General features: G+C 43.1%; 22 protein-coding genes. 18 read left to right on the top strand and 4 right to left on the bottom strand.

Translation table 11 applies throughout. The features are described from left to right. Positions 1 to 27: 27 nt before the first annotated feature. The 11 genes from ACZ449_RS21895 to ACZ449_RS21845 all read left to right on the top strand — a co-directional run bounded on the left by ACZ449_RS21895 (position 28) and on the right by ACZ449_RS21845 (position 9,230). Positions 28 to 819, top strand: a complete 792-nt coding sequence (locus ACZ449_RS21895) for a putative hydro-lyase (RefSeq protein ID WP_464258174.1) — start codon at positions 28 to 30, stop codon at positions 817 to 819. Positions 820 to 951: 132 nt separating this feature from the next. Beyond that, positions 952 to 1,710: a LamB/YcsF family protein gene (locus tag ACZ449_RS21890; RefSeq protein ID WP_464258173.1), complete on the top strand. Its 759-nt coding sequence runs from the start codon at positions 952 to 954 to the stop codon at positions 1,708 to 1,710. Between the two features lie 37 nt (positions 1,711 to 1,747). Then, the gene (locus ACZ449_RS21885) at positions 1,748 to 2,101 is read left to right on the top strand and encodes an ASCH domain-containing protein (protein ID WP_464258172.1); all 354 of its coding nucleotides are present in this window, start codon (positions 1,748 to 1,750) and stop codon (positions 2,099 to 2,101) included. Between the two features lie 43 nt (positions 2,102 to 2,144). Then, positions 2,145 to 3,791, top strand: a complete 1,647-nt coding sequence (locus ACZ449_RS21880) for an acyl-CoA mutase large subunit family protein (RefSeq protein WP_464258171.1) — start codon at positions 2,145 to 2,147, stop codon at positions 3,789 to 3,791. Between the two features lie 178 nt (positions 3,792 to 3,969). Beyond that, positions 3,970 to 5,163 carry an NRAMP family divalent metal transporter gene (locus ACZ449_RS21875; protein WP_464258170.1) on the top strand — a complete coding sequence of 398 codons (1,194 nt, stop codon included), beginning with the start codon at positions 3,970 to 3,972 and terminating at the stop codon, positions 5,161 to 5,163. A 46-nt stretch (positions 5,164 to 5,209) separates the two neighbouring features. Continuing rightward, the gene (locus ACZ449_RS21870) at positions 5,210 to 5,611 is read left to right on the top strand and encodes a cobalamin B12-binding domain-containing protein (protein WP_464261915.1); all 402 of its coding nucleotides are present in this window, start codon (positions 5,210 to 5,212) and stop codon (positions 5,609 to 5,611) included. Positions 5,612 to 5,649: 38 nt separating this feature from the next. Beyond that, the gene (gene meaB / locus ACZ449_RS21865) at positions 5,650 to 6,588 is read left to right on the top strand and encodes a methylmalonyl Co-A mutase-associated GTPase MeaB (protein ID WP_464258169.1); all 939 of its coding nucleotides are present in this window, start codon (positions 5,650 to 5,652) and stop codon (positions 6,586 to 6,588) included. A 24-nt stretch (positions 6,589 to 6,612) separates the two neighbouring features. After that, positions 6,613 to 7,020, top strand: a complete 408-nt coding sequence (gene mce, locus ACZ449_RS21860; protein WP_464258168.1) for a methylmalonyl-CoA epimerase — start codon at positions 6,613 to 6,615, stop codon at positions 7,018 to 7,020. 60 nt (positions 7,021 to 7,080) lie between these two features. Beyond that, complete coding sequence (gene mmdA, locus ACZ449_RS21855; protein WP_464258167.1) at positions 7,081 to 8,610, top strand: methylmalonyl-CoA decarboxylase subunit alpha; 1,530 nt, start codon at positions 7,081 to 7,083, stop codon at positions 8,608 to 8,610. A 28-nt stretch (positions 8,611 to 8,638) separates the two neighbouring features. Next, positions 8,639 to 8,833 (top strand): hypothetical protein, encoded by a 195-nt coding sequence (locus ACZ449_RS21850; RefSeq protein ID WP_464258166.1) that lies wholly within the window; start codon positions 8,639 to 8,641, stop codon positions 8,831 to 8,833. A 19-nt stretch (positions 8,834 to 8,852) separates the two neighbouring features. Continuing rightward, the gene (locus tag ACZ449_RS21845; protein ID WP_464258165.1) at positions 8,853 to 9,230 is read left to right on the top strand and encodes a biotin/lipoyl-containing protein; all 378 of its coding nucleotides are present in this window, start codon (positions 8,853 to 8,855) and stop codon (positions 9,228 to 9,230) included. A 124-nt stretch (positions 9,231 to 9,354) separates the two neighbouring features. Here the strand turns inward: ACZ449_RS21845 and ACZ449_RS21840 are convergent, their stop codons facing one another. Further along, positions 9,355 to 11,331 carry a methyl-accepting chemotaxis protein gene (locus tag ACZ449_RS21840; protein WP_464258164.1) on the bottom strand — a complete coding sequence of 659 codons (1,977 nt, stop codon included), beginning with the start codon at positions 11,329 to 11,331 and terminating at the stop codon, positions 9,355 to 9,357. Positions 11,332 to 11,602: 271 nt separating this feature from the next. Beyond that, positions 11,603 to 12,958, bottom strand: a complete 1,356-nt coding sequence (gene gdhA / locus ACZ449_RS21835; protein ID WP_464258163.1) for an NADP-specific glutamate dehydrogenase — start codon at positions 12,956 to 12,958, stop codon at positions 11,603 to 11,605. A gap of 651 nt (positions 12,959 to 13,609) precedes the next feature. Here gdhA and ACZ449_RS21830 point away from each other — a divergent pair. After that, the gene (locus tag ACZ449_RS21830; protein WP_464258162.1) at positions 13,610 to 16,555 is read left to right on the top strand and encodes a PEP/pyruvate-binding domain-containing protein; all 2,946 of its coding nucleotides are present in this window, start codon (positions 13,610 to 13,612) and stop codon (positions 16,553 to 16,555) included. Between the two features lie 266 nt (positions 16,556 to 16,821). After that, entirely contained in the window at positions 16,822 to 17,757 is a 936-nt protein-coding gene (locus tag ACZ449_RS21825; protein ID WP_464258161.1) for a hypothetical protein, read from the top strand. A 158-nt stretch (positions 17,758 to 17,915) separates the two neighbouring features. On the opposite strand, the gene ACZ449_RS21820 is transcribed toward ACZ449_RS21825, so the two are convergent. Continuing rightward, positions 17,916 to 18,320 carry a VOC family protein gene (locus ACZ449_RS21820; protein WP_464258160.1) on the bottom strand — a complete coding sequence of 135 codons (405 nt, stop codon included), beginning with the start codon at positions 18,318 to 18,320 and terminating at the stop codon, positions 17,916 to 17,918. 163 nt (positions 18,321 to 18,483) lie between these two features. On the opposite strand from ACZ449_RS21820, the gene ACZ449_RS21815 reads away from it, so the two are divergent. The 4 genes from ACZ449_RS21815 to ACZ449_RS21800 all read left to right on the top strand — a co-directional run bounded on the left by ACZ449_RS21815 (position 18,484) and on the right by ACZ449_RS21800 (position 22,053). After that, on the top strand, positions 18,484 to 19,896 hold the full coding sequence (locus ACZ449_RS21815; protein ID WP_464258159.1) for a protease complex subunit PrcB family protein: 1,413 nt from the start codon (positions 18,484 to 18,486) through the stop codon (positions 19,894 to 19,896). A 100-nt stretch (positions 19,897 to 19,996) separates the two neighbouring features. Continuing rightward, entirely contained in the window at positions 19,997 to 20,413 is a 417-nt protein-coding gene (locus ACZ449_RS21810; RefSeq protein WP_464258158.1) for a VOC family protein, read from the top strand. 218 nt (positions 20,414 to 20,631) lie between these two features. After that, positions 20,632 to 21,399 carry a DUF4931 domain-containing protein gene (locus ACZ449_RS21805; RefSeq protein ID WP_464258157.1) on the top strand — a complete coding sequence of 256 codons (768 nt, stop codon included), beginning with the start codon at positions 20,632 to 20,634 and terminating at the stop codon, positions 21,397 to 21,399. A gap of 195 nt (positions 21,400 to 21,594) precedes the next feature. After that, positions 21,595 to 22,053: a hypothetical protein gene (locus ACZ449_RS21800; RefSeq protein ID WP_464258156.1), complete on the top strand. Its 459-nt coding sequence runs from the start codon at positions 21,595 to 21,597 to the stop codon at positions 22,051 to 22,053. A gap of 135 nt (positions 22,054 to 22,188) precedes the next feature. Here the strand turns inward: ACZ449_RS21800 and ACZ449_RS21795 are convergent, their stop codons facing one another. Further along, positions 22,189 to 23,070: a LysR family transcriptional regulator gene (locus tag ACZ449_RS21795; protein WP_464258155.1), complete on the bottom strand. Its 882-nt coding sequence runs from the start codon at positions 23,068 to 23,070 to the stop codon at positions 22,189 to 22,191. 132 nt (positions 23,071 to 23,202) lie between these two features. On the opposite strand from ACZ449_RS21795, the gene ACZ449_RS21790 reads away from it, so the two are divergent. Then, on the top strand, positions 23,203 to 24,597 hold the full coding sequence (locus ACZ449_RS21790; RefSeq protein WP_464258154.1) for a sodium:solute symporter family protein: 1,395 nt from the start codon (positions 23,203 to 23,205) through the stop codon (positions 24,595 to 24,597). Positions 24,598 to 24,635: the final 38 nt, after the last annotated feature.

The raw sequence follows: 24,635 nt of genomic DNA, 5'->3' as shown, positions 1-24,635 counted from the left end.
GGTGCTGAGAAGAGAGGGGAGTTATGCATGGAGAATTTAGGTTCTATGAATCCCAAAGATGTGAGAAACTTAATCCGGAAAAAACAGTTAGTGAGGCCGACTGCTGGTATCGCGCAGGGTTATACCCAGGCCAATTTAGCTATTTTGCCAAAAGAATTGGCGTATGATTTCTTACTGTTTGCTCAACGTAATCCTAAGCCTTGTCCGATTCTTGATGTAACAGAGATAGGTTCGCCTGAACCTAAGCTGGTCGCACCAGGAGCAGATTTGCGTTACGATATACCTAAATACCGGATATATAAAAAAGGTCAATTATATGAAGAAGTGCTCGACTTAGAGAAATATTGGAATAACGATTTGGTAGCTTTTTTGCTGGGATGTAGTTTTACCTTTGAAACACCGATGATAAAAAACGGGATACCTGTGCGGCATATTGAAGAAAACTGCAATGTTCCGATGTATATAACGAATATTGAATGTAAACCGGCGGGAATTTTCTCCGGCCCCGTGGTTGTCAGTATGCGCCCGATTCCTGCAGAACTAGTGGTCCGTGCCACTCAGGTAACATCCCGCTTTCCTGCTGTCCATGGCGCTCCCATCCATATTGGTTCTCCGGAACGTATTGGTATAAGAGATATTAACAAACCGGATTTTGGCGATGCGGTGACGATAAACGAGGGCGAAGTCCCGGTCTTTTGGGCTTGCGGCGTTACTCCCCAAGCAGTGGCGATGAGGGTAAAACCTGATTTGATGATTACTCATGCTCCAGGCTATATGTTTATCTGCGACACTCATGATGAAGACTTATCGATATTTTAAGTAAACGCGTCAGTAAATCCTGATGCCTATATACTTGCAGGAGCTACCATTTTCCTCATTCCGGAATCAAAGGGAAGAGAACTTGAATAGTCAGCTTCTTTGAGAAAAAATTCTACTAGGAGGTCGTTAGCTATGAGGATTGACTTAAATTGTGATATGGGAGAAAGTTTTGGGGTTTATACTCTTGGCCATGATGAAACGGCTATGCCTTATGTTACTTCAATTAATGTAGCATGCGGTTTTCATGCATCTGATCCGAATAATATAGTACACACAATCAAGAAAGCTAAAAAATATAATCTGGCTATTGGGGCTCACCCTTCCTTTCCCGATTTAGTAGGGTTTGGCAGGCGGGTAATGGCGGCATCGCATGAAGAAATATACGCTGATGTAGTTTATCAAATTGGTGCCCTAATGGGAGTTTGTAAAACAGAAGGACTTACGTTGCAGCATGTTAAACCTCATGGGGCGCTCTATAATATGGCAGAGAAGGATAGCAAGGTGGCTGCTGCCATTGCCAAGGCCATAAAAGAGGTAGACCCAAATCTTTACATGGTTTGTTCATGTGGTTCCATGATGGTTCAAGGCGCGCAAGCCGTGGGGGTCAAATATGTTGAAGAGGCTTTTGCTGACAGGGCTTATACGAAAGAAGGTACACTAGTACCGCGACGCGAGCAGGGAGCGGTTATCCATGATCCCCAAGCGGTTGCTGACAGAGTGCTTACCATGATTATGAATGGGAAAGTACAAACAATTGATGGTTTTGATGTGGTGTTAAAACCACAGACCATTTGTGTTCATGGTGATACCCCCGGCGCAGTTGATATGATCAAGGCAATTAGAACAAGATTAGTTCAGGACGGAATCATAGTTAGAGCGTTTAGCGTCTAAAAAATATCTGAATAGTCAGTGTATTGAGGTGCGATTAATGCAAGCCATAAACTTTACTTTGACTGAGTCATATAATGCGTTGCAAGAGCGAAATTCGGTATGTACGATTCGTTACGGAGACATAACAGACCGGTATAGGGAAGGTCAGGTCATAAATATTACCTTTGGCGATATTTATACAAAAAGGACAAAAGTATATACTGCCTATATTGATAAAGTGCTTGTAAAACCCATTGGATTGCTAACTGGCCGGGAATTAAAAGGGGAGAATCATAAGCTGAACACCAATGATGAATTTCTTGCATGGTATCGTAGCGCTTTTAAAAAAATAATGAATCGATCGGATCTTGTTACGGTCATCTATTTTTCTGAAATTATCGGATTGACATAGCGAAGTTTAGGCAACAACGATTAGTTACTTTAAAGGAGAAAAAATGTCTGATGAATCAATACAAGCCAAACAGACGGCGTATGACGCCAAGGTTGAAAAAGTAATTGTGAAAAATCCTGAACGTAAAAATCTGCCGTACAATAGACTCTATACCCCGCTTGATTTCGAAAACTTTGATTATGAGAGTAAGCTTGGATTTCCGGGTGATTTTCCCTATACCCGGGGTGTACAACCTACCATGTATCGTGGCCGGTTTTGGACTATGCGAATGTATGCTGGGTTTTCGACAGCTGAAGAGTCCAATAAGCGTTACCGTTATCTGATTGAGTCAGGTGCCACCGGTTTGTCCTGTGCTTTTGACCTGCCTACGCAAATTGGGTACGATTCGGATGACACAATCGCCGAAGGCGAAGTAGGTAAAGTTGGCGTGGCCATCGATTCGTTGGCCGATATGGAAATATTGTTTAGTGGCATCGACCTCGGTAAGGTATCTACTTCCATGACGATTAATGCCCCGGCTTCCGTCCTCTTGGCTATGTATATTGCGGTTGCGGAAAAACAAGGCGTAAGTCTCAGTCAGATTAAGGGCACTATTCAAAATGACATTCTGAAAGAATATGCGGCTCGCGGCACATATATCTTTCCTCCCAAGCCGTCTATGCGCCTGATTACCAATATCTTTGAATATTGTTCGAAAAATGTTCCTAATTGGAATACCATTTCTATCTCGGGTTATCACATTCGTGAGGCCGGTTCGACGGCCTCACAAGAAATTGCCTTTACGATTGCGGATGGGATTGCCTATGTAGATGCGGCTATTAAGGCTGGTTTGAATGTGGATGATTTCGCAGGAAGGCTGTCCTTCTTCTGGAATGCTCATAACAACGTGTTGGAGGAAGTAGCTAAGTTCCGTGCTTCCCGCCGCATATGGGCCAGAATCATGAAAGAGCGTTTTGGTGCGACTAACCCCAAATCCATGATGCTTCGGTTTCACACCCAGACTGCAGGCTCCATGCTTACAGCCCAGCAGCCTGCTAACAACATCGTCCGTGTCGCCTTACAAACCGCAGCGGCTGTTCTTGGCGGTACCCAATCGTTACATACTAATTCACAAGACGAAGCATTGGCATTGCCTACGGAAGATTCCGTACGGGTCGCTTTAAGGACTCAACAGATTGTTGCCTATGAAAGTGGGCTGGCTGATGTTGTTGACCCGTTAGCAGGCTCGTACTTTATAGAAGCGCTTACCGATAAGATTGAGCAAGAGGCCATGGCGTATATTGAAAAAATTGATGAACTCGGCGGTGCGGTTGTTGCCATTGAAAAAGGTTATATTCAAAGAGAGATTCAGGAAAGCGCCTACAAATGGCAAATGGAGGTTGAGGCCCAACAACGGATTATTGTTGGCGTCAATAAGTTCCAGATAGAAGAAAAGCCAGTAGAAGGCTTGCTCCGGGTGGATTCCTCTGTTGGCGAACTACAGAAACAAAAGCTGGCTGATCTTCGTGCCAAACGTGATAATGAAGCAGTCAAAGCAAAATTGGCCATGCTTGAGAAAGCTGCTGGGGAAGAAGAAACAAATCTCATGCCGTTTATCCTTGAAGCGGTTAAGGTATATGCAACCCTTGGCGAAATCTGCGGTGTCATGCGTAAGGTATTTGGTGAATACGAAGCGCACGTAAGCCTGTAAAGTGAAGGTGCTTCTCGGAAAAACAGACAGATAACCACAAGTTTTTAATTTATGAAATTAAAGTTCGTAAAAAAGAATAAAATCACCGCCTACAGGTACGTTATAGCCGAAAGTTAATGTATCAAGCTATCAAGCTGCAACCATTTAATATCAAATAATTGAGGAGTGTGATCAGCAAATGGGTGAGAGTAAAGTAGAGAATAGATTTAAAGGATCCTATCTCGGCGCTATTTTTTTGATGGCCATCACGGCAATTGGCCCGGGATTTTTGATGCAAACCACTGTGTTCACTCAAAAAACGGGAGCCAGTTTTGGCTTTGTAATCTTGGCATCGTTAGTAATTGATATTTTGGTTCAGATCAATGTTTGGAGAATTATCGTTGCTTCCGGTATGCGTGGCCAGGAAATTGGGAATACAGTCCTTCCAGGGTTAGGTTATTTTATTTCAATTTTAATTGTAATGGGTGGTTTATGTTTCAACATTGGCAATATCGCCGGAGCGTCACTGGGGCTCAATGTTTTGTTTGGCACACCAATTGAAGCAGGAGCAATCATTAGCGGTATCATTGCCTTATCTATTTTCTGTTTTAAACAAATAGGCAAAATCATGGACAGCTTTGTAAGTAGCTTTGGTATTGTTAGGATTCTTTTGGCTGTATTTGTCGCCATAGCAGCTATGCCGCCAGTAGGCGAAGCGGTTGTTAAATCTTTTGTGCCTGATCAAATTGATATAGTAGCGCTGATCACACTCATTGGTGGCAGTGTAGGCGGATATATAACATTTTCCGGTGGGCACCGGCTTTTGGACGCTGGCATCAAGGGCCTAAAATTTATTCCGCAGGCAACGCGAAGCGCCATAAGCGGTATTTTAATCACCGGTGTTATGCGTGTAGTTCTTTTCTTAGGTGCTCTTGGTGTTATCGTACATGGCCATTTTATAGATCCGGCGAATCCGGCTGCCTCCGTCTTCCAAGCTGCAGCAGGAAACATAGGCTATAAGTTGTTCGGTATTGTAATATGGTCAGCAGGTACTACTTCGGTTATTGGCTGTGCTTACACGTCTGTATCCTTTTTAAAGTCTTTTAGCAAGAAAGTTGATGAATATTATAGCAAAATAATAATTGGGTTTATTATTTTTTCGACAATTGTTTTTGTTATGGTTGGTCAGCCGGTTAAGGTACTTGTGGTCGTGGGGACAATTAATGGGTTTATATTGCCGTTAGCTTTGGCTTCGATATTAGTTGGGGCTTATAATAAAAAAGTTGTCGGTGAATACAAACATCCTATGTGGATGACCGTTAGCGGTGTTCTTGTTGTTGCTATCATGGGATATATGAGTGTACGTACGTTTATTAATCAATTTTTAATGTAACCATATGTTTTACTTTCTGTAGGTGAAAAGAGGTAGGGGGACAATGATGGAACAAAGAATTAGAGTATTAGTAGCTAAGCCCGGACTTGACGGCCATGATCGTGGAGCAAAAGTCGTAGCCCGTGCTCTGCGTGATGCCGGTTTTGAAGTAATCTATACAGGCCTGCGGCAAACTCCGGAACAAATTGCGGAAACAGCCATGCAGGAGGACGTTAACGTAATAGCATTAAGCCTGTTATCAGGTGCCCATAACACACTATTTCCTAAAGTCGTAAATCTTCTAAATGATAGGGAGATGGATGATATACTTGTTATTGGCGGCGGCGTAATTCCTAATACGGATATTCCCGGTTTAAAAAAGGCGGGTATCGCTGAAGTTTTCACGCCAGGTACTTCCACTGCTAGCATTGTGGAATATATTAAGACGAATGTCGCAGCAAAACACTGAGCGAAGTAGTTCTTGCTCATGAGGTGGTGTTAATTCCAGTGGACGTAGTTGCCGAATTATTAATTGGCTCAAAGCGTGCCCTGGCGCGGGCAATTACTATGGTGGAAAACGAATCTTCTGAAGCGGCCGCGATGATGCAGCAGCTTTACCCGCGAACAGGTAAGGCACTGGTTATTGGTATAACCGGCCCACCGGGGGCAGGGAAAAGTACGCTTACTGATAAATTAGCAAAGAAATACCGGCAACAAGGAAAAACTGTCGGTATTGTCGCTGTAGACCCGACTAGCCCGTTTTCCGGCGGAGCTATTCTGGGAGACCGCATCCGCATGAATGAATTGATTCTTGATGAGGGTGTATTTATACGCAGCATGGGAACGAGAGGCAGTCTAGGCGGTTTATCATGCAAAACGGCCGATGTTGTCGCCATTCTGGATGCCTTCGGTAAAGATGTGATTTTTATCGAGACCGTGGGGGTAGGACAATCGGAAGTTGATATTGTAAAAGCGGCCGATACTACGGTGGTTGTACTGGTTCCTGGACTTGGTGACGACATTCAGGCCATTAAGGCGGGAATCCTGGAGATTGGTGATGTTTTTGTTATTAACAAAGCTGACCATGAGGGTGCGGAACGGCTTAACAGTGAACTGGAAATGATGCTTGTTCTCAATCAAGATGACATAAAATGGAGACCGCCCATAAAGAAAACGGTGGCTAGCAGCGGAAACGGTATTGATGAATTGGTGGTTACTATTGATGATCATATAGATTATCTAAATAAATCCGGGGAGCTGCACCGACGCCGTAGTATGCGGGCAAAAAATGAATTGCTGTCACTGATGGAAGAGCGTATCAAGCGTTATGTAGTTAAGAAAATGAGTGAATCAGGACAATTTGATTCGTTGGTAGCCAGCATTGAACGGCGTGAAAAAGATCCATACACCATCGCAAGCATTATTTTGGCAGAGTGTCTAAGATAAAGAGTTACGGAGGAGGAACCTATTATGTTTAAAGTACTCAGAGTAGATCACATTGGCATTGCGGTGAAAGACTTGGATGCAGCTAAAAAGTTTTACACTGATATTTTGGGTATGACGACTCAGGGAGAAGAAGTAATTGAGCAGCAAAAAGTAAAGGTTTGCTTTATTCCCAGTGGTGACAGTGAGGTAGAACTGCTGGAGTCGACTACGCCTGATGGCCCCATTGCAAAATTTATTGAAAAGAAAGGCGAAGGGATACAACATGTAGCCTTACGCGTCGATAGCATCGAAAATGCATTAAAAGACCTTAAAGCAAAAGGCATTCGGTTGATTGATGAAGTGCCACGTTACGGTGCAGGCGGTGCAAGCATTGCTTTTGTTCATCCCAAAGCCACGGGTGGTATTTTACTCGAACTATCAGAACGTAAATAGTTGAACATTAAAGATGTCTTAATGTCATAGATAAAGCTTATCGTCATCTGGAGGTGTGTTATGGCTACTGTTCAGGAAAAAATAAACCATTTGAAAAAGATTCAACAAAAGGTAATACTCGGCGGCGGCGCAAAACGGATTGAAAAGCAACATGACAAAGGCAAGTTGACTGCCCGTGAACGGATAGAAAAATTACTTGATCCTGGTACCTTTGTCGAGTTGGATCAATTTGTCAAGCATCGGTGCACCAATTTTGGGATGGAAGCCACAGAATCCCCCGGAGAAGGTGTGGTAACCGGTTATGGTACTGTTGATGGCCGGTTGGTCTATGTATTTGCGCAAGACTTCACCGTTATCGGTGGCTCACTTGGTGAAATGCATGCCGCTAAAATTGTCAAAGTACAAGATTTGGCGTTAAAAATGGGAGCGCCGCTGATTGGTCTCAATGATTCAGGTGGTGCGCGGATACAAGAGGCTGTGGACGCACTATCTGGCTATGGCAAGATCTTTTATCGCAATACGCTGGCTTCTGGCGTAATTCCGCAGATATCAGTCATTATGGGGCCATGTGCCGGCGGGGCAGTTTATTCGCCTGCCCTAACTGACTTCATCTTTATGGTCAAGAATACAAGTCAGATGTTTATTACTGGTCCGCAGGTAATCAAATCGGTTACGGCTGAAGAGGTTACCGCCGAGGAATTAGGTGGTGCAATGACCCATAATTCTACATCCGGTGTAGCTCATTTTGCGGCGGAGAACGATGACGATTGTATGCAAAAGGTTCGCTATCTGCTGAGTTTTTTACCCAGCAACAACCTGGAAGAAGCGCCTATTGTTGCAACCGGCGACGACCCAGATCGCATTGAGCCTGGACTGAACACGATAGTTCCCGAACATTCAAATCAGCCCTATGATATGAAACAAGTTATAAAAATGCTTGTGGATAAGGGCGAATTTTACGAAGTGCATGCGCATTATGCTGCCAATATAATCACTTGCTTTACACGGTTTGATGGGCAGACGACAGGTATTATTGCCAATCAACCGGCAGTCATGGCCGGTTGCCTGGACATCAATGCCTCAGACAAAGCGGCTAGGTTTATTCGTTTTTGCGATGCATTTAATATTCCATTGCTTAATATTGTAGATGTGCCTGGTTTTTTGCCTGGTACTGACCAGGAATATGGCGGTATTATTCGTCATGGGGCTAAAATGTTATATGCGTACTCGGAAGCAACAGTACCTAAAATAACCTTGATTACACGAAAAGCCTATGGCGGTTCTTATTTGGCAATGTGTTCACAGGATCTAGGCGCTGACCAGGTATTAGCTTGGCCTTCGGCTGAAATTGCGGTTATGGGTCCAGCTGGCGCTGCTAACATCATTTTCCGGGGTGACCCGGAAGTAGAAGCAAAAACCGCTCAGTATGTTGAGGAATTTGCCACTCCCTATAAGGCTGCAGAACGAGGCTTTGTAGACCTGGTTATTGAGCCTAGTGAAACCAGACCGCGTATTATTACCGCCCTGTCGATGCTGGCAAGCAAGCGCGAAGATCGGCCTGCTAAGAAACACGGCAACATTCCGCTGTAATTGCTGTTAAGAGAGGACAGTGAAGCATGTGAAAGAGATACAAGGTATTACTCCTGAAATAATTGCTGCAATTAGTGCCAGTATTGGCATAGTGCTTGGCAATAGCGGCGCAAAGCATGGAGAAAACAGGCAAGGTAATCTTGCTGTGCGGATTAACCGTACTCATAGAGTTTGGATAGATGCTGGCCGACAAAACAATATGAATAATCGTCTGGTTAGATAGAAAGGTGGGGACGATAGAAATGAGAAAATTTAGGGTTACTGTCAATGGTACTTCCTATAACGTCGAGGTACAGGAAGAAATCAAGTCTGTTACCGCTGTTCCCTGCGGTCAAGCGGTTGTTCCTGCTGCTCCTACTGTTACGGTTCCGGCTCAGGCTGCTGCTTCAGTGGAAATCGCTGCAGGCGATAGTGCAATTAAGGCACCGATGCCTGGTAAGATTACTAAAGTTCTCGTTAAAAAAGGTGATACGGTTAAAAAGGGCGATGTTCTGATGATTCTTGAAGCCATGAAAATGCAAAATGAAATCACTTCTCCGGTTGGTGGCTGTGTTACGTTGATGAATGTAGCGAATGGCAAGAGTGTTAAACCTGGTGAAGTCATGGCAGTTATTGGCTAACGAATCCCGCCATATGAAACCTTTGAAAGTAGTAACCTAAAGAAAAGAGCTTGCTTATCCCTCTTATGGGAGTCAGCAAGCTCTTTGGTGTTTGATTAAGAGGAAGAACGCCCCGTAAAAAATACTAAAGTCTAAACTGGCTGACAGCGGTCTGAAGATCCTGGGCTAGATTGGCAAGATTCTGGCTGGATGAAGCAATTTCCTCCATGGCGGCCGATTGTTCTTCGGTAGCCGCTGACACAGTCTGGGCTTGTCCAACCGCTGTTTTGCTGTGTTCATCGATTTCCTCCACTGCTTCTACAATCTGTTGAGTACTACTGGCCATCTGTCGAATAGCAGCAGAAATCGACTTCACTTGTTCCGATACTTGCGTTATCAATGTTGCAATTTCTTTAAATGTGTGTCCTGCCATAGTGACAACCTCTGTCCCAACTTTGACCTCACGAGTACCTTCGTCCATAGCAATAACGGCCTTTTCTGTGTCTCTTTTGATATCACTAATTAGAGCAGCAATTTGCTTGGTTGCATCTTGTGACTGTTCGGCAAGCTTACGGACTTCTTCAGCCACAACGGCAAATCCTTTTCCTTGTTCTCCTGCTCTGGCGGCCTCTATCGCAGCGTTGAGGGCAAGTAGGTTTGTCTGCCCGGCAATACCGGATATCGCATCGACAATCTGCCCGATTTCCTTAGATCCTTCGCCTAACTTAGCAACAACTTCTGCTGAATTGTTGACAGTCTGCTCGATATGAAGCATTTGACTAACAGCTTTCTCTACCGACGAACTACCTTCTTTTGCTTTATCAGCAGCTTGAACTGATTGTTCGGCTACCTGATTGGAACTGGCCGCTACTTGTTGGATACTGGCTGATAGTTGCACTACTACAGCCGATGTTTTGTCTACTGCCTTTAATTGCTCTTCTGCGCCGTTTGCCACATCGCTAATAGTGCCGGCAACTTGACTGACAGCCTGAGCTGACTGTTCGGCGCTGGCTGTCAGTTCTTCTGAAGAAGCTGCTACTTGTTCAGCACCAGCTTGTATTTTACGAATCAATGCTGCCATATTTGTCGTCATCTTTTCAAAGCTTCCAGCTAACTGACCCAATTCATCCTGTGAAATAATATTTAATTTTTCTAATCTCAAATCGCCGCCTGCAACCTTTTCTGATATCTGTCGTATAACATCAATAGGCTTTACAATACGCAGCGTTATTTTGTATGTAATAAAAATACTAACTATAAGGCTTATCAACGTTAAAAATAAAAACATCATCATTAAAGAATTCAGACGACTTGTCATTTCACGCTTTTCCATATTGGCTGCAATCGCCCAATCTGTTCCCGCTACCGGTGCATAGGCCGCAATCTGTTCAATGCCATTGTAGGTATACTTGGCAATGCCAGCTTCGCCCTGTATCATTTTTTTAGCAATATCTCTTAATTCTGCTGAAATTGTTTTATCCTCAAGAAGATTGAGGCTCATCACTAATTCTGTATTTGGATGGACAATAACAAAACCATCTTTTTGAATCATAAAATTACTGCCAGTATCGCCAACCTTGGTTGCATTGACCTGTTCCTGAATAATACTGAATGGAATATTGGCACCAACCAAACCAACCACTTTTCCATCCTTTTTAATGGGAGAAGATACGATAATTGATAATTTGCCGGTAGACTTATTTAATAGTACATCCGAAAAAACAGTTTTTCCAGTTTTCATGACGTCCTGAAAGTATGTTCTTTCCTTAATAGATCCTTTCCAGCCCCTCGAAGAAAACCCATCTCCATTTATATTGGAAACAAATATTCCATCATAGAGAATAAGCCTTTTATCCTCCTGTATAATATACGAAAGAACTGCTTCAGGCTTACCAGAAACTAAATCACTAGTATTCGCCAGCATTTCCATATCACTCTGACGAGCAGACAACCATAAACTGCACTCTTTGCTAATAGCATCGGTCTGTATTTTGAGAGTATCTTCTGTCTGCCCTGTTAATAGATCACTAGATTTCCAATAACTAAAACTCGCAACAACTGTCAATGATAAAATCATCATAATTGCAATAGCAAGCATCAGTTTTATTTTAATACTTTTCATATTTATCCGCCCTCTATAATCGTATATTTCTTTAATAGCGTGGAGCCATTGTTTTGCCACAAGACTCACAACTGAATTGCGGAGGGTAACTTAAATAACCGAAGTCCCTTACTACTCGGTAGGGGACAATTTTACCGACTGATTCATTAAATTTTTTAGCAGATATTGATGGTTGCAAAATCGATCAACCTCAAAAAACAATGGGAATATTCAAGCCAGACTTAGGCTTCGAATATCCCATTGCTTTCCGATTAACTGCACATTTATTCTTTTATACCAAACCTTGCGCTTTCATTGCTTCAGCGACTTTAATAAACCCAGCTATGTTGGCGCCAACAACCAGGTTGTCCTTAAAGCCATAATCTTCAGCCGCCTTACTGGAGTTTTTAAAAATATTAAGCATAATCGTTTTGAGTTTAGCATCAACTTCCTCAAATGACCAAGCTAGCCGCATACTGTTTTGGGACATTTCAAGACCGGAAACGGCTACGCCGCCTGCATTGGCTGCTTTGGACGGTCCAAGATATACGCCATGTTCCAGGAAGTATTTAATTGCGTCGTTAGTGCAGGGCATATTGGAGCCTTCACAAACAAATTTCACTTCGTTCGCAACAATCGTTTTGGCATCTTCAATAAGAATTTCGTTTTGAGTAGCACAAGGGATAATAACATCAACTTTAACTCCCCATGGCTTTTCACCCGGGAAAAATTTAACACCATATTTATCAGCATAATCTTTAACCTGGTCACGGCAGGACGCCCTCATTTCGAGCAGATATTCAATTTTTTCGCCACTGATGCCGTCAGGATCGTATATATATCCGTCAGGACCTGAAATGGTTACAACCTTGCCGCCCAATTCAGTAACCTTCTTTATTGTTCCCCAGGTAACATTGCCGAAACCTGATACAGCTACAGTTTTGCCTTCAAGGGATGTGCCTTTGGACTTCAACATTTCCTGGCAGAAATAAACGATCCCGAAGCCGGTAGCCTCCGGGCGAGCCAAGCTGCCGCCATATGAAATGCCCTTGCCAGTTATAACGCCATTTTCATAGCTGCCTTTTATTCTCTTATATTGTCCGAAAAGGTAGCCAATCTCCCTACCGCCAACACCAAGGTCACCGGCTGGCACATCTGTATTAGGACCGATATCACGATACAGCTCTGTCATGAAGCTCTGGCAGTACCGCATAACCTCGTTATCAGATTTGCCTTTCGGATCGAAATCGGAGCCGCCTTTGCCGCCGCCCATCGGTAAACTTGTCAATGAATTCTTGAAGGTCTGTTCAAAACCGAGAAATTTAATAATTCCGAGATTAACTGACGGGTGGAAGCGCAAGCCGCCCTTGTATGGTCCAATCGCGCTATTGAACTGAACCCTAAATCCACGGTTCACTCTTACCCTGCCAGTGTCATCCATCCAAGGTACACGGAAAATAAATTGGCGCTCCGGCTCCACAATCCGTTCAACAATTCCTAGTTCAATATATTCGGGATTTTTCTTAAGAACAGGAACTAAAGAACTAAGCACTTCCTGGACAGTCTGGTGAAATTCCGGTTCGTTTGCATTTCGTTCAACAACTCGGCGATAAAGTTCGTCACAGTACTTTTGAGCATTTGTAGTCATATCAAAATCCCCCTCAATGTTTTTGTTGATCAATACATCCAATCAACTTTACTTACGCTTCTTCACGAACAACATGCACTTTACTGAATTCATTTAATTCGAGTACTTTTTTAGGATGAAATTCTACACAAATGTCATATCATTACAACTTAAAGCGGTCAATTTCAAACAAATACACCTCACCTTCTGCAGAATATAAAAATCTATTATATTTTTTATAGATATAACACAGTACATAGTATTTAATATATTGTATTATTCCTACAAGAAAAATAAGTACCTTCCCGTAACCATACTTATATAATCACCCATCACAGGTAAACTATACCACTCATCGTCCAATAAATTCCACTATTAAAAACTTTGATAATATTTAGAAATTTTAAAACAAACTCTTTTCTTTGGGTAATTATCAACTTTTATGGAATAGTACTGCTCAAGACATCTTTCGATATTTATAATATCATTAATAGCGATATTGGTAAAATTGAAAAAATAAATACGCATATTCTATTTTATTGAAGGCAGGGATAGCGTGGAAGTTCTAGACATCCATCATAGCGTATATATTCCCAATCGATTCCAAATCCAATTTAGTATATACTGATAGTAAGGTTTGCTGAGATTATTTCAAGGAATAGGAGAAGTGCTATGAAGAAATTCGGTGATATGAAAGCACGTTTTTCAGGTATTCATGACCTGATGAAATTCAGGGTTACAGAAATACTGTTGATATCTACTGCATACGACGCGTATGTCCTTGAAGAAGATGGACGGTTAGCCGAGCAGATTTATCATCATTTCAACGACTTGAGTATTCCTTTTATACCCAGGATTCATTGGGTAGCCGACGAAGAAGATGCTTGCGAAGAATTGAAAATGAGAACCATCCATCTGATCATTACCATGTCCCGCATAAGCGACCTGAGTTCATTTGAGTTTGAAACAAAAATACATAAAGCATACCCAAACATCCCAATTGTTATGCTTTCTTATGACCGACTGATTCCGGAAATGATTGCCCGGATCCGAGAAATTTCTTGTATAGACAGGGTGTTCCACTGGTCGGGAGATAATAAGGTTTTAGTAGCCATCATTAAATACATTGAGGACAAGCAAAATGTAGAAGCAGACAGTAAGTTGGGAGTTCAGGCCATCCTTTTGGTAGATGATTCTCCAGCATATTACTCGCAAATATTGCCTACTATCTATACGGAAATTTTGACACAGACCCGGTGCCTGGTGTTGCATGCCATGAATATCAACCATGGTTTGCTTAGGGTTCGCCTTAGGCCGAAGATTCTTCTCGCGGAAACCTATGAAGAAGCAATGGCGATTATCGGCAAGTACCGCTACAATTTGCTGGGGATAATTTCTGATGTGAGGTTTCCCAAGGATGGAGCACTACATCCCCAGGCTGGTATTGAACTGAGTAAAATAGTGCAGGAGATAATCCCTGACTTGCCATTTTTATTACAGTCCGAGGAATTGGAAAATGCCGAAAAGGCCAAAGCATTACATTTGGATTTTATCAACAAAAACTCTCCCAACCTACTGCATAATTTACGCACTTACATTCTGGAAAATTACGGTTTCGGTTCTTTTGTGTTTAAGTATCCTGATGGCAGAGTCATTGATGAAGCAACTGACATCACAAGCCTGGAAAGGATAATCCGTGATTTGCCGGATGAGAGCTTGTACTACCATGCGACGAAAAATCACTTTTCACGTTGGTTTCGTGCCCGAGCCGAAGTTGAGGTGGCGGATAGACTGAGATTTGTGGACACAGAGCACGTGGCTAGTGTTACTGATATTCGAGCCTATATCCTAAAAGTCTTGAATGATTATTTCCAGAAATACCAAACTGGGTTGGTTCTTGATTTTGAGGGCCTTTCCAAAAAAGATATGGAGAATGCCTTTATTAAACTGGGGACAGGTTCTTTGGGGGGGAAGGCCAGAGGGGTCGCCTACATGAACGTCATGATTGCCAAAGCCCAGCTGACAGATAAGTACGAAGATATGAAAGTCAAGGTGCCTCGCTCGTTTGTTATTGGAAGTGATGTTTTTGAAAAATTTATTGAAGAAAATAAGATTTTTTCCTTTCTTGACTCTAACCCAACAGAAGAGGAGATTGCGCAAAAATTTACGGAAAGCCCTTTGCCGGCTGCCACTAAAGAAAACCTGCGTGTCTTGACCGAATATATAAAATGTCCGCTCGCAGTTCGTTCGTCAAGCACTCTGGAGGATTCGAGAATACTGCCTTTTGCTGGTATTTACAATACATATGTGGTTCCAAACTATCACGCAGACCTTAAAATTCGGGTTAAGCAGCTTGAGGATGCGGTTAAGCTGGTTTATGCCTCGGTGTTTTATGCAGCTCCTGTGCAATATGCCAAGAATGCAGATATCCGAATTGAAGAAGAAAAAATGGCTGTCCTGATCCAGGAACTGGTCGGAGAACGCTATGGTGATTACTATTATCCAGCCATTTCCGGCGTGGCTCAGTCCTATAACTTTTATCCTTATGATCCGTTGAAGCCGGAAGATGGAACAGTAAGTCTGGCCCTGGGATTAGGAAAAGCCATCGTTGAAGGTGAGCGGGTATATCGGTTTTCCCCGGCTTATCCCAAACGCAATCCCCTCGTTTCAAGCCCTAAGGAGTACCTGGAAAAATCGCAAAATGCGTTTTATGCGATAAATTTCGAGGATTCTGCCGACATTACGTTGCGTGCCGACGAAGACTATATTTACAAGAAGCTGCTGATTTCTCAGGCGCATAAAGATCAGTCACTGGAGTATACTGGTAGTACCTATTCTGCTGAAAATGACTGCATCTATGACAACGTATATCAACCAGGGCCAAAACTGGTGACGTTTGCACCCATTCTAAAGTACAATAGGCTGCCGCTGACGCAAATTATTAAAGACTTGCTGAGGTTGGGAAAACAGTCATTTGGCACCGATGTTGAAATCGAATTTGCTGTCAATATTCCTAAGGATAAAAACAAACCTAAGGAGTTTAATTTTCTGCAGATCAGGCCGATGGTGGTTGGCAGAGAAGCTTTTGAGGTTAGTATGGATGAATCGGAGGAATCTTGGTGTTTCAGCCAACGCACCATTGGCAACGGAATCTATCAAAATATCCACGATATTATTTTTGTGGATCCAGAGACCTTTAATTTGCAGGACAGCGTTCAAATTGCTAATGAGATTGGTGAGCTAAACCAGGTGCTGTTCAAGGAAGGGCGCCGGTGCATTCTCGTTGGATTTGGAAGAATGGGAACATCAGACCGATGGTTAGGAATTCCTTTGACATGGGAGCAAATGTCTCAGGCTCTGATTATTGTGGAAGTCGATCTTAAAGACCTCCGTCCTGAACCTTCGCTTGGCAGTCATTTCTTTCATAATTTGACGGCTACCCATATGGGCTACTTCCATATTCAATATGATAATGAAGCTGAGGGGATGTTTGATTGGGATTGGCTGCTCAAACAACCTGTTCTGCAGCAAACAAAATATGTCAAGCTGGTTAGACGGCAGGATGCCTTCCGGGCTAAAATTGACGGGAGGAGCTTTAAGGGTATTATCTACAAATAAGCTTTTTCTTTCTGCTTTACCAGCATTTCTTGTGGCATGTCAATTTTATAGAGATCACTTGGATTGAACGCTTCACCAGTAACAAACATATTGAAGGAGACTCAAAGGGACGAATAGCTAACGCATCGAAAGAACCGTCCCCCTGAGTCTTTAACTCAAGCCTGACCCCTATGTCTCCTTAAATTGTTAAACCCATTGTTGTTACCTTGGGGCTAGCTAAACGTTTAACTCTATGTAAACACACTTTCATCATGGAGGAATTAAATTTGAGTTTTATAAGAAGTATAATCAGTATTTGCCTGATCGTCGCAATGCTCTTAGCTGTAAGTGGCTGTGCTAACAAAGGGGTAACTCCTTCACCGGAACCTGCTAAACAACAAGTTGTACAGGATACGGCAGATAAAGAGAAAGCCGTTATGGATAACTATAACGCACTCTTACAAAAGCAGGATGTTACTTTCCACGAAATAATGGAATATGTTGATGAAAACATTACTTCTGTATCGCAGACGGGCGCTTCATTAATGATTATTGGACTGGAAAAGGTTCAAAAAGAAAAGCTACCTAAATTGCAAGATAGGTTTGGCGATAGCGAAGCAGTCCAAAAAGCAATAACCAAAATCTATAAAAGTGGTCTGACAAGTCAGGCTATTAGTAGTATTGAAAATCAAGAGGCCAAAGATTTATTAGTTGAGTCCCAGAACAACGGCTTCAAGATAGAAACAGCCGAAGGAATGTATTTTCCCATAATCGACTACTCCGCTTATAAGAAATACCGCAATGCCGTTACTCAAGACATTGCCGAGTTTATTGATATCATGGCAGTTGAATCAGACAAAACCCCGATTAAAGACGCAGCACTTATGATTAGCTGGAGTGAAGTAATCAAGCGGGCGCAGGAGCAAGAAAAGTTTATCAAGGACTATGGTAATTCAGCCAAAGTAGAAGATATGAAACAACTTCTCAAGCGTTATTTGGTCTTTGCCCTGTACGGTGCCAATAATACGCCGCTTTTTAGTTATGATACGAAGCAGATGGTTACTGAGGCCAAGAAAACGTATTTGGAAACCGCCTTCGACGCTAACAAGGGGAGTTTTTCAAAGGTTATGAATGAGTATCTTGCTGTGCTGAAAAAGAATGACTTCAAACTAACCGTAGAATTACAGGAATATAGGAACAAAGCCTCGGAGAAAATTCGCTAAATGCCAGTAAGCGTTTGAAAAATCATAGAAAATAGTAACTATTGTTCTTGAGGTGCAAGAATTTCTTGCACCTCATTCTTAGTAAGACTTTTTGTTCTATAGCTAAGCAACACGCGCATTGAACTAAGTGTAGGAGGAGGGTTTTTATTTGCACGTATCTACGACTTTTCAAGGGTTAATTGCCACGAAACACCATACTTATCTTCAATCCAAGCAAATTTTTCACTAAAAGGATAAGCAGCCAATGGCATTAACACTTTGCCATCTTGAGATAAGGTTTTAAAAACCCGGTCAATCTCGTCTTCCGTATTACATTTAACATATAGCGAAATAGCCGGAGTAAACGTGAACGCATGCTCGATATAGCTGTCTATACACATAAAGACATGTCCATGTAGCGAAAACGTAGCCAGGAAGACGGTTCCTTCTTTGCCAGCCTCGTTTGCCCCATAGCGCGTAATATGTATGATCTCTGACTGGTCAAAGCAAGAGGTGTAAAGTTTCATCGCCTCTTCAGCTTTTCCTGAGAACATTAAGAAGGTATAAACTTTTTGATTTTCCATCGTATTACACTCCTTTGTTTCGTTTCGCGTACCCACAGTAATATGTAGCGAATGCAGACGTTTTACTCCTTATCAGGTTGAGCTCAGCCATATATTGGTAAGGGTTCATTCGTTACCTATTCCATGTTGTCTCGTTTAATAGAATGAAGAGAGGAGAGCTTACATGAACAAAAAATATAAAGCAATCATTTCAGTCATAGCCGGAGCAACAATCATAGCCGGAGTGATTCTGCCGGTTGCTATGTCGGAGCAAACCAAAGTTTATGCAAAATGGTTTAATAAGACAGACAGTCAAGAATATCGGGAAGAAGATAAAGCGGTTACTGAACTGTATGAATCACAACCGAATGATCAAAAGGATGACAAAATACCAGCCGAAGTTATTGTTTCTACCAAGGACGGTAAAACGGAACGGGTTGTTATTCAGTCAGAACAGGCTGCCGTAATTGCGGTAGCTATTGATAAGGCTGTGACTGAAGCCCTTCAAGAAGCCGTTGGTAAGGGAGACAAGGTATGGTTGCTGGACCCAGTAAAGGTCATACAAAACAATGCTGCTACGTATGGTTTTGATGCCGACCACGATAGTTTTACTCTTGTGTCTGAGGTATATAAAAGTGAGAAATCAGGTACAGGTGAAGCGAGTGTCCTCGTAAAGCATGGTGATAAATATTACCTTGTTCGGCTTACTCAGCCAACCGGTTCCGGGGCTACTAAGATATGGCAGATAAGCTCTATCAAGGAAGTAAAAGTAAAAACATCGGTTGAAAACAGCAAAGATAACAAAGTTGACGTAGGTCCAGGGGTTGAAGGACTTGACTACGATAAAGTGGTAAGATGGCAGCAAAACGTTGACGCAGGCCGCGAATTGTGGAGGCTTGACCCGCTTAAAGTTGCCAAGATGGAAGGCAAGAGCTACGGCTTTAATGATAACGATACCTATACTATCATTAGAAAACTTAATAGCAGCACAATTGCCCGCCACGGTCAAATCGACATTGAAGTTAACCATGATGGTAAGCTGTACACAATGATTCTCGTTCGCCCGTTTGGTGGTGGTGATGCAATCTGGACAACTTACAAGGTGATTGGTCAAAAACCTCCGGTAACCACTCCAGCGCCAACCCCAACTGAAACAGTCTTGTTCCAAGTTTTCGATAAATTCTACGGCTGGAAATGGCAAAAGGGAAGCTATCCTAAGGATATGGCCTTTGCAACTGTCGTTGATTATGAGGGGCAGCTTAAAAATGATAATCGTATTCCTGAGGCTGCGCTGCTAAAACTCAAAGATGTGGACTTTAGTAAGAAAGTTGCTTTGGTTGCGTATCTTGGCAGTTCGCCGGGAGGCTATGGAATTGGCATTGAAAAAGTAACAATGAGCGGCAATAATATGACCGTTCTAGTGCGGACCAAAAGCCCTCGCCCAGGCGATATGGTAACCATGATGTTAACATACCCATCTGACTTCGTTCTAATTGACCGAAATGTTGTAGATATCTGGGGCGGCGTTAATGTAACTTTTGTTGACCAGCAGGGACAAGTATTAAGCAAAAATAAACTTACAATCACACATCGGTAATCCTTCTATTTATTGACGGGGGCGTAGGCAGAATGCTTATGCCCCATTTCGTTTATACTACATAAAACCACTTTGTTGACTATAGCAAGGAGTGAAAGTGATGCCTGTTGAGGCTTATCTAAGCTTTAAAGGAAATTGCCGCGAGGCCGTGGAGTTTTATTCACAGGTTTTTGGAACAGAAAAGCCGCAATTCATGACCTATGGTGAAGCGCCACAGGGACCTGACCTTCAGTTTGCTCTTCCAGATGATCTGAAAGGTTGGATAATGCATACACGACTTACAATTTATGAGAGTAATGTTATGTTTTCCGATGTGCTCCCTGATATGCCATTTACTGTTGGCAATAATATAAGCCTTACAATTGTCAGCGATAACATGGAAAAAATGAAGCAATCATTCGGCAAACTTAAAGAAGGCGGCACTGTTAAGATGGAATTGCAAGAAACATTCTGGAGCAAGTGCTATGGATTTATAACAGACAAGTTTGGAGTTAGCTGGCAATTTAGCTTACGATAATTAACAATTTTCTTCAATAACCAATTTCCCGATGATATTATACCGAGTTGATAGTCTACGTATAGGAAAACGGCCTCAATCCCCTTGCATATCAATTGCGCTGCAGGGTTGGGCCGTTTTTTTTTTCGCCGATAGATCGAGCATGACCGGCTTGGGGATTTTACCCGGTATGGTATAATAAAAAAATAAGACACTCTAGCCAACAAGGAGACTTAGCCATGACATCAAGGCAGACCCACCTCGTTTTTGACACTAAGATTGGCGGCACCAAACCAGTGACAGTTGTCGATAACGGCCATAAATGCCCCTTCTGCTGCCGTGACGAACTTGAGGGCATCATAGCCGAAGATGGGCCGATACTTCTTGTCGCCAATAAATACCCGGTGCTCAGGGACACCTTCCCGACTGTCCTCATCGAAACCGATGACTGCGCATCTGAACTGTCGCTATATCCCAAGGACCACCTTCACCGGGTCATCCGTTTCGGCATCGAGAATTGGCTGGACATGATCGCCGGCGGCGAATTCGCCTCGGTCCTGTTCTTCAAAAACCACGGCCCCAGCTCGGGCGGCAGCATTCGCCACCCCCACATGCAGATCATTGGTCTCCGCCACCTCGACTACACCGCCAACATCCCCCCGGCCAGCCTCGAAGGAATCGTCATCAGCCGCGACGGCGGCGTCGAACTTGCCATCGCCGACAAGCCGCTGGTCGGGTTCGTTGAACTCAACATCAAGCTCGCCGACCTCAAGCAAATCGACCGCCTGGCTGACTACCTGCAGATTTGCGCCCACTACTTACTCAACCACTTCAACCGCCACTGCAACAGCTACAATATTTTCTTCTACCATACAGGCGGCCAGATAACTGCCAAGGTCATGCCCCGGTTCGTTACCTCGCCCATCTACGTCGGCTACGCCATCCCCCAGCTGTCCACCCGCATTCCCGACGTCGCTGCTGACCTCAAGCGAATATACGGATTATAATTTCAGTCGAGGTGATTTCAGGAGCATAATTGCGGCCCCGTGTAGGCGTTCATCGGTAAAGGAATAAAAATTACATCCTGGTGATTACTCCCACCTTACTAGGTGATGTTATGAAACAAAAGTGAATACTGACTGTATGAGTATATCAGTGGTTGTAGATAATAAAATATTACCTTATAGTAGGGGGAACTTGCGGTGGGGGAACCAGAGTTACAAGTGTCAGAGATTCTGTTGTCACCGGAGAAAGAAATTCCCCAAGCTGTTTTAGACACAATTGATAATTCCTTTGTTTTTAGTCTAGAAGAGCTAAATCATGCAAAGAGACGCAAGAAGACTATGTATATTTCTTCAAATAAAAAGGGCGAATTTATAGGTTATTGCATTACATCTGTAGGATTTCCGTTTGAGGTTGCTGAAGAGATTGAATGTGATATAGAAGGTAAAGTAGTATGGATCGACGTGTTTGAAATTGCTGTTCCACACCAAGGATACAACTATGGCCGAGTTTTTGTAGAGCAAATGAAGAGTAGATGCTCTTATGATATACTGCTGCTATCTATTGAAGATTCTATATGTTTTTGGCAACAGATGGACTTTAAATTCATTAGCTACTCTGGTGAAATGGCCTATATGATTTATGAAGGACACATCTAGTAGTTTTGCAGTTAGCCGTGAATTAGAGTGAGATAAATTACCTTAATGACGAACAAAACACTTACATATAAAACGACAGGAGTAATTCTCCCGTCGTTTTACTCATTTATTTGGCAAATTGCCCAATGTCATATCTTACACCTTCATAGAAGCGAATAAGGATAAAAAGTGACGTGCCGTTGTTGAGAGATAGCGGTTGCGAAGCCAGATAAGGGCGGCGGCTGTTTCGAGCGTAGGATTAACAATGGTTTTGGTGACAAGGCTGGCGCTGGGAACAAGGCTGACTGCCGAGCGGGGGACTAATGCAATGCCGACATCGGCAACTGCCCATGCTAATAGGGGCAAAACATCGTCGCTTTCGCAGAGTATTGTAGGCGTGAAACCTATATTATGGCAGTGCTCTAGCAGCATTCCCTTATATTTGCGATGAATCATTAATGGTTTATCTGCCAACTCTGTTAGGTTGATCTCTGTCGAATTACTGCCAATGTTGTTCCTCTGACCGGCTTTGAAGGCAATGACAAGTGGTTCACGCGGTAGTTCAATAGACTCATAGATTTCGGTATCAAAGGGAACCCGTACCATGCCGATGTCGACAATGCCCTTGTCGAGCAGTTCTGTGATGCGTCGGCTTTCTCCTTCGCGCAAATAAAACTGTACATGGGGATAGCGGTCGCGAAATATTCTGATAAGATCAGGCAAAAGCGTGACCCAAGAGGAGGTAACTGCACCGATTGATAGGGTGCCACGCAGCCCTGTTTCGAATTCTTTTAATTCTCGAATTGTGCTATTCGTCAGTTCTAAAATTTGTTCAGCGCGATTGCGCAGGAGATTACCAGCTTCAGTTATTTTTATTTTACGTCTGCCGCGTTCGAATAATTGAACGCCGAGCTGTGTTTCTAATTGTTTCATTTGTCGGCTGAGCGGTGGTTGTGCAATATGCAGACGTTTGGCGGCCGCAGTTATGCTTCCCTCTTCAACAATAGTGAGGAAATACTGCAAGTCCTGAGTATTCATGATAACCCTCCAGCAATACCTAAATGACATAGTAAGTGATTATATTTGGTATTTTACGTATAGTAAAATACTTGATACAATCATATGCGTGATCGGTATCAGTAGTCAACGGTAATTTGCGGAGGGGTTTATATGAATTTTAGTACTGTACATTTGTTTGGCTTTTTTGCCACGATTATAATAGTTTTTGCAGTTGGCATCTATTCGGCGAGAAAGGTAAAATCGGCCGAGTCATTCAGTCTCGGAGGACGTTCAGCAGGGCCGGCAATCGTTTTGGGAACAATTGCGGGCACGATTATTGGCGGGGCTGCTACCATCGGCACAACGCAATTTGCATATTCGGTAGGTTTATCCGCATGGTGGTATACGCTTGGAGCTGGTATTAGTTTTTTGATAATGGGCATTTTCTACGCGAGCCCGCTGCGTAAAACAGGATTGGAAACCATTTCTCAGTATCTTGTCCTGAACTATGGCAGACCAATGGGACCTTTGACTAGCGTTATTTCGTCAGTCGGGATCTTCTTCAGTTTGGTGGCAAGTGGTTTGTCGGCCATTCATTTACTGACAACGCTTTTTGGCTTTACGTCATGGCAGGCGGCGGTTATTACGGTTTTTCTGGTTGCGGTTTACGTTTTCTGGGGTGGTATGCAGGGAACTGGTTTATCTGGTTTGATCAAGATAGCGATCATTTACGTAACACTATTTACAGCAGGGTGGTATGCATTTCAATCTTTGCAACAATTGCCTAGTTTAGAAACGGCATTCCCCTCGCCCATGTGGTTCAGTCTGGTTGGCGATATGTGGGGCAGTCTTGGCAACGTATTTTCTCTGATTGTTGGTATTGTTTGTACTCAGACCTATATCCAGGCAATATTTGCGGCGCGCGATTCACAGACGGCTTTGATTGGTACGTGTACGGCTGCGGTGATAACCATTCCAGTAGGATTGCCGGCTGTTGCGATTGGCATGTTTATGCGGGTAAACTATCCTGATATTTTACCGATTGACGCACTGCCATTGTATATGATGCATCATATGCCGGCTTGGCTTGGTGGTATTGGCCTTGCAGGGCTTTTGATCTCAGTCGTGGGCTCAATTGCTGGACTGCTTCTGGGAGTATCCACCATGGTTGCCCGTGATATCTTTTGTGGGGTATACGGTGTTAGTGATAATCGCCGTTTGCTGTGGATTAATCGAACAACCATTGTCGTGGTGGCGTTTTGCGCTATGTTGACGGCGCTGGCTAACATGCAGTCGTTTGTATTGACCTGGAACTATTTATCGATGGCTCTGCGTGGCGCGGGTGTATTTTTGCCGTTAACATTAGCCGTGTTTTTGCCAGGCGTTTTAAAGAAAAAATGGGCGATTTCCTCTATGGTCTTAAGTACGTTGTTCGCTATTACCGGCTATTCCCTATTATCATTTTCTGTTAATCCGCTATTCACGGGCATGACAGTAAGCTTGTTAATTATTTTAATTGGGAATTGTTTTTCTTGGTTTTCACAGAGAAAGCATATATTTGAGTGAAATGAGGTATGTGTTGCCTGAAATCTGGAGACTCACGG

The organism is Desulfosporomusa polytropa, assembly GCF_055380075.1.
The sequence above is the reverse complement of the archived record's forward strand: the minus strand, read 5'-3'. Positions and strand labels throughout refer to the sequence as shown.

Excerpts from the sequence above, each read along its gene's own strand:
- ACZ449_RS21815 (WP_464258159.1), top strand. The coding sequence starts at position 18,484 with ATGAACAAAAAATATAAAGCAATCATTTCAGTCATAGCCGGAGCAACA.
- ACZ449_RS21870 (WP_464261915.1), top strand. The coding sequence starts at position 5,210 with ATGGAACAAAGAATTAGAGTATTAGTAGCTAAGCCCGGACTTGACGGC.
- ACZ449_RS21895 (WP_464258174.1), top strand. The coding sequence starts at position 28 with ATGGAGAATTTAGGTTCTATGAATCCCAAAGATGTGAGAAACTTAATC.
- ACZ449_RS21795 (WP_464258155.1), bottom strand. The coding sequence starts at position 23,070 with ATGAATACTCAGGACTTGCAGTATTTCCTCACTATTGTTGAAGAGGGA.
- ACZ449_RS21875 (WP_464258170.1), top strand. The coding sequence starts at position 3,970 with ATGGGTGAGAGTAAAGTAGAGAATAGATTTAAAGGATCCTATCTCGGC.
- ACZ449_RS21880 (WP_464258171.1), top strand. The coding sequence starts at position 2,145 with ATGTCTGATGAATCAATACAAGCCAAACAGACGGCGTATGACGCCAAG.
- ACZ449_RS21845 (WP_464258165.1), top strand. The coding sequence starts at position 8,853 with ATGAGAAAATTTAGGGTTACTGTCAATGGTACTTCCTATAACGTCGAG.
- mmdA (WP_464258167.1), top strand. The coding sequence starts at position 7,081 with ATGGCTACTGTTCAGGAAAAAATAAACCATTTGAAAAAGATTCAACAA.
- ACZ449_RS21885 (WP_464258172.1), top strand. The coding sequence starts at position 1,748 with ATGCAAGCCATAAACTTTACTTTGACTGAGTCATATAATGCGTTGCAA.
- ACZ449_RS21805 (WP_464258157.1), top strand. The coding sequence starts at position 20,632 with ATGACATCAAGGCAGACCCACCTCGTTTTTGACACTAAGATTGGCGGC.
- ACZ449_RS21890 (WP_464258173.1), top strand. The coding sequence starts at position 952 with ATGAGGATTGACTTAAATTGTGATATGGGAGAAAGTTTTGGGGTTTAT.
- ACZ449_RS21810 (WP_464258158.1), top strand. The coding sequence starts at position 19,997 with ATGCCTGTTGAGGCTTATCTAAGCTTTAAAGGAAATTGCCGCGAGGCC.
- ACZ449_RS21840 (WP_464258164.1), bottom strand. The coding sequence starts at position 11,331 with ATGAAAAGTATTAAAATAAAACTGATGCTTGCTATTGCAATTATGATG.
- mce (WP_464258168.1), top strand. The coding sequence starts at position 6,613 with ATGTTTAAAGTACTCAGAGTAGATCACATTGGCATTGCGGTGAAAGAC.
- gdhA (WP_464258163.1), bottom strand. The coding sequence starts at position 12,958 with ATGACTACAAATGCTCAAAAGTACTGTGACGAACTTTATCGCCGAGTT.
- ACZ449_RS21830 (WP_464258162.1), top strand. The coding sequence starts at position 13,610 with ATGAAGAAATTCGGTGATATGAAAGCACGTTTTTCAGGTATTCATGAC.
- ACZ449_RS21790 (WP_464258154.1), top strand. The coding sequence starts at position 23,203 with ATGAATTTTAGTACTGTACATTTGTTTGGCTTTTTTGCCACGATTATA.
- ACZ449_RS21820 (WP_464258160.1), bottom strand. The coding sequence starts at position 18,320 with ATGGAAAATCAAAAAGTTTATACCTTCTTAATGTTCTCAGGAAAAGCT.